Source organism: uncultured Campylobacter sp. (assembly GCF_938018145.1).
GTDB lineage: Bacteria > Campylobacterota > Campylobacteria > Campylobacterales > Campylobacteraceae > Campylobacter_A.
Genome location: NZ_CALIII010000293.1, coordinates 1 through 3,382, shown reverse-complemented (window position 1 = coordinate 3,382; position 3,382 = coordinate 1). Strand labels below are relative to the sequence as shown.

The 3,382-nt window shown below is 45.2% G+C and carries 4 protein-coding genes; 2 read left to right on the top strand and 2 right to left on the bottom strand.

Annotation, left to right across the window (positions count from 1 at the left end):
* Together Q0338_RS06810 and rsmA are read right to left on the bottom strand one after the other, a co-directional pair.
* The coding region (locus Q0338_RS06810) for a ribonuclease J (protein ID WP_298086102.1) at positions 1–946 on the bottom strand (946 nt) is incomplete at its 3' end.
* On the bottom strand, positions 894–1,757 hold the full coding sequence (rsmA, locus tag Q0338_RS06805) for a 16S rRNA (adenine(1518)-N(6)/adenine(1519)-N(6))-dimethyltransferase RsmA (protein ID WP_298086101.1): 864 nt from the start codon (positions 1,755–1,757) through the stop codon (positions 894–896). The genes rsmA and Q0338_RS06810, both read right to left, overlap by 53 nt.
* Before the next feature lie 103 nt (positions 1,758–1,860).
* Here rsmA and hisF point away from each other — a divergent pair, with 103 nt between their 5' ends.
* Together hisF and Q0338_RS06795 are read left to right on the top strand one after the other, a co-directional pair.
* The gene (gene hisF / locus Q0338_RS06800) at positions 1,861–2,616 is read left to right on the top strand and encodes an imidazole glycerol phosphate synthase subunit HisF (protein ID WP_298086100.1); all 756 of its coding nucleotides are present in this window, start codon (positions 1,861–1,863) and stop codon (positions 2,614–2,616) included.
* Positions 2,617–2,653: 37 nt separating this feature from the next.
* The gene (locus tag Q0338_RS06795) at positions 2,654–3,319 is read left to right on the top strand and encodes a purine-nucleoside phosphorylase (protein WP_298086099.1); all 666 of its coding nucleotides are present in this window, start codon (positions 2,654–2,656) and stop codon (positions 3,317–3,319) included.
* The last annotated feature ends 63 nt before the right edge of the window (positions 3,320–3,382 follow it).

Below are 3,382 nucleotides of genomic sequence, written 5' to 3'. Positions count from 1 at the left end.
CCTTTGTCGTGATGGCTAGCGCGCTAGCATCGATGATGGAGTGCGTGATATGTATCCACTCAACCTCAAAATCTCCTATCAGATACGGCTTACGCTTCTCAACCGAGCGAAAAAGTGAACGCTCCTGCTTTAGGCCGTGCTCTTCAAATTTGTTATTTATCATACCCAGCGGCAATGGCGTAGCGTAAATCGGAAATTTAAACTCTTTGTAAAAGTAGGGCACTGCGCCGATGTGGTCCTCGTGGGCGTGCGTGATGACGACGCCTTTTATCTTGTCTTTTATCTTGCGCACGTAGTCAAAGTCAGGGATCAGGATATCCACGCCGTGCATACTCTCGCTAGGAAAACTCATGCCGATATCGACGATGATCGCGCTCGTGTCGGTCTCAAATATCGTCATATTTCCGCCGATCTCGCCTAGTCCGCCAAGAGGCGTGACGCGGATCCTGTGATCGGTCGAGTTTAGGTATTTCATCGGCTCCAGGCGCAGTTCGTGGACGGCCTTGTTTGCCTCCATAGACGCGGCGATATCTTGCTGCCACTGCTCGTTTCCGCTTAGCTTGGCAGGTAAATTTTTCTTCGGCTTTCGCTGTTTTTTCGGCTTAGCTTCGCCCGTTTGATTTTCGGCGTTAGCGGCTTGCTTGTTAGCGTTTTTATTTTCGCTTTGCGCGCTATTTTGGGAGTTTTGTTTGCCATTTTTACTACGATTTCTTTTACCGTTTTGTTTGTTAGTATTAGCTTGCTCGCCGTTTTGGGCATGCTGTTCGCCGCCGTCAAAAGGCTCTAAAAAGAAATTATCTATCACGCTTTGGCTAGCTTTTTGCTCGCCGTTTTGCGTGTTTTGGTCTAAATTTTCTTGCTTATTTTTATTTCTCGGGCGAAATCTGCGCTTTTTATTGCTCTTGCCCTGAGAAACTACCGCTTTTTCTTCGTTTTTGTCGTTCATTATCTTCCTTTAAATTTTTAAATACTTCTAGATAAAGATCGACATTTAGCTCGTGCGGACGGATGTTTGCGCTCAAATTTAACATGCTAAAAATTCGCTCGACTTCAGGCTTATTATAGCTTGAACTCAAATTTTTCATTAGCGTTTTTCTAGGCGCGCTAAAGGCGATTTTGAGGTAAGTTTTAAATTTTTCGTATTCAAATTTACTCTCAAATATACCCGTTTCGCCTATTAAATTTTTACTTTTTTGCAGTTTTATAACCGAGGAAGTCACCTTCGGCGGCGGGTTAAAGCAGCTCGCATCCACGTCAAAAAGCAGCTCGCAGCCGCCTTGAAGCGAGGCCAAAATCGCCAAAGAGCTAAAATCTCTATCGCCGCTTTTTGCGCTAAATTTGAGCGCGACTTCCTTTTGTATCATCACGACCAGGCCGCGACATTTCTCGTCTTCGATCGCATTTAGGATCATCTTCGTAGCGACGTAGTAGGGCAGGTTTGCCGCTAAAAAATACGGCTCATCGTTTAAGCCGTCTTCGCTCCACTGATCCAGCGCGTCTTTGCAAAAAAGTTTCAATCGTCCGTTTTGAATTTCGTTTGCGAATTTTTTTTGTAGCAACGCAAAAAGCTCGGTATCTATCTCATAGCTAGTTACGCCGCAAATCCGCAAAATTCTAAATGTCAAATCACCTAAGCCAGGCCCAATCTCAACGATATTTTGCGTATCTTTGGGAATCGCTTGGATGATTTTGTTTAGCGTCGCTTCGTCGTGTAAAAAATTTTGCCCGAAGCATTTTTTTGCTTTAATATTTTCCATTTTTTTCCTAAATTTCGCCGATTTTACCCAAAAATATCTTATGTAATGATTAGATAAGTCAAATTTAGCTAAAATAAAGCAAAATTTTAGCTAAAGAAGAGCGATGAATCATTTTGCAAAACGCATAATCCCGTGCCTAGACGTCAAAGACGGACGCGTGGTAAAGGGCGTAAATTTCGTAGGTCTCGTGGATGCGGGCGATCCGGTCGAGATAGCCAAACGCTACAACGAGGAGGGCGCGGACGAGCTGTGCTTCCTCGATATCACGGCGTCGCACCTTGAGCGCGATACGATCGTGGACGTCGTAGAGCGGGTCGCGCGCGAGCTTTTTATCCCGCTGACCGTTGGAGGGGGCATCCGCACGATCGACGATATCTCACGCCTGCTAAATGTGGGCTGCGACAAGATCAGCCTCAACTCAGCCGCGATAAAAAATCCAAATTTGATAGACGAAGCGGCAAATAAATTCGGCTCGCAGTGCGTCGTAGTCGCGATCGACGCAAAGAAAACAGACGAGGGCTATAGCGTTTTTATAAACGGCGGTAGGCTAGATACGGGCAAGGATGCGCTTGCTTGGGCGAAGGAGGCGAAGGAGCGCGGTGCTGGCGAGATTTTACTCACGTCGATGGACCGCGACGGCGTTAAAAACGGCTTTGAGTTAAATTTGACGCGCATTTTTAGCGCGCTTGATATTCCCGTCATCGCAAGCGGCGGCGCGGGCAAGATGGAGCACTTTAAGGACGCATTTTTGGCGGGTGCGGACGCGTGTTTGGCAGCCTCTATCTTTCACTTTAGAGAGATCGAAATCAAGGCACTTAAGACATATTTGCGAGAGCAAGGCATCGAGGTTAGGCTGTGAAATTTGAACTCAAATTTAGCGCACAAAAGGGCGTGGCGTGATTATTTCAGCGGGGCGAAACGAGATATTTCCATTTGCGCTACCGATGGGCGTTGGCCTGGTGGATATGAGCATAAATTTGACGGCGCTTTTGCAAAAGAGAGCTATGGTTGATAGTTGCGGCAGATACGAACAAAATTTGACGGCCAATCGGCAACTTGACGAGAGGCTAAATTTGATTGATTCGCCTATTTTGCAAAGCGCGAAATCCGCACAAAATCCGGATAAAATTTCAAACGCACTACCGAGAGAAATCATTTTTATAGGCTCGGCAGGACTTTACAAAGATGGTGAAGTTTTTAAAATTTATGAGAGCTCGGCCGCGGCAAACATCGAAATTTCAAGCCTAGAAAACAAGAGCTATTCGCCGATAGAGAGCGAAATCGCTTCTGTTGTTCCACGTGGAACATGCAAGGTAAATTCATCAAATTTTATCACGACCGACAAAAATTTAGCTCACGAGCTTTTTGCGCGCGGATATTTTTTAGAAAATATGGAATTTTTTGCCGTTCTTAAAGTCGCACAAAAATTTCAAATCCCGGCTTACGGCATATTCGTAGCGACGAATTTTTGCGATAAAAACGCACATACCGATTTTATAAAAAACCACGAGCAAGCCAAAAAAGAGCTCGAAAAATACCTAAAACAAAAGGAAATCATTTGAAAAATTTGCTTGATTTTACATTAGACGAGCTAAAAGAACAGCTCTCGCCGCCGTTTCGCGCGA

What these genes read in the sequence shown, in the direction of transcription:
- rsmA (WP_298086101.1), bottom strand. Translation starts at nt 1,757, where the DNA reads ATGGAAAATATTAAAGCAAAAAAATGCTTCGGGCAAAATTTTTTACAC.
- hisF (WP_298086100.1), top strand. Translation starts at nt 1,861, where the DNA reads ATGAATCATTTTGCAAAACGCATAATCCCGTGCCTAGACGTCAAAGAC.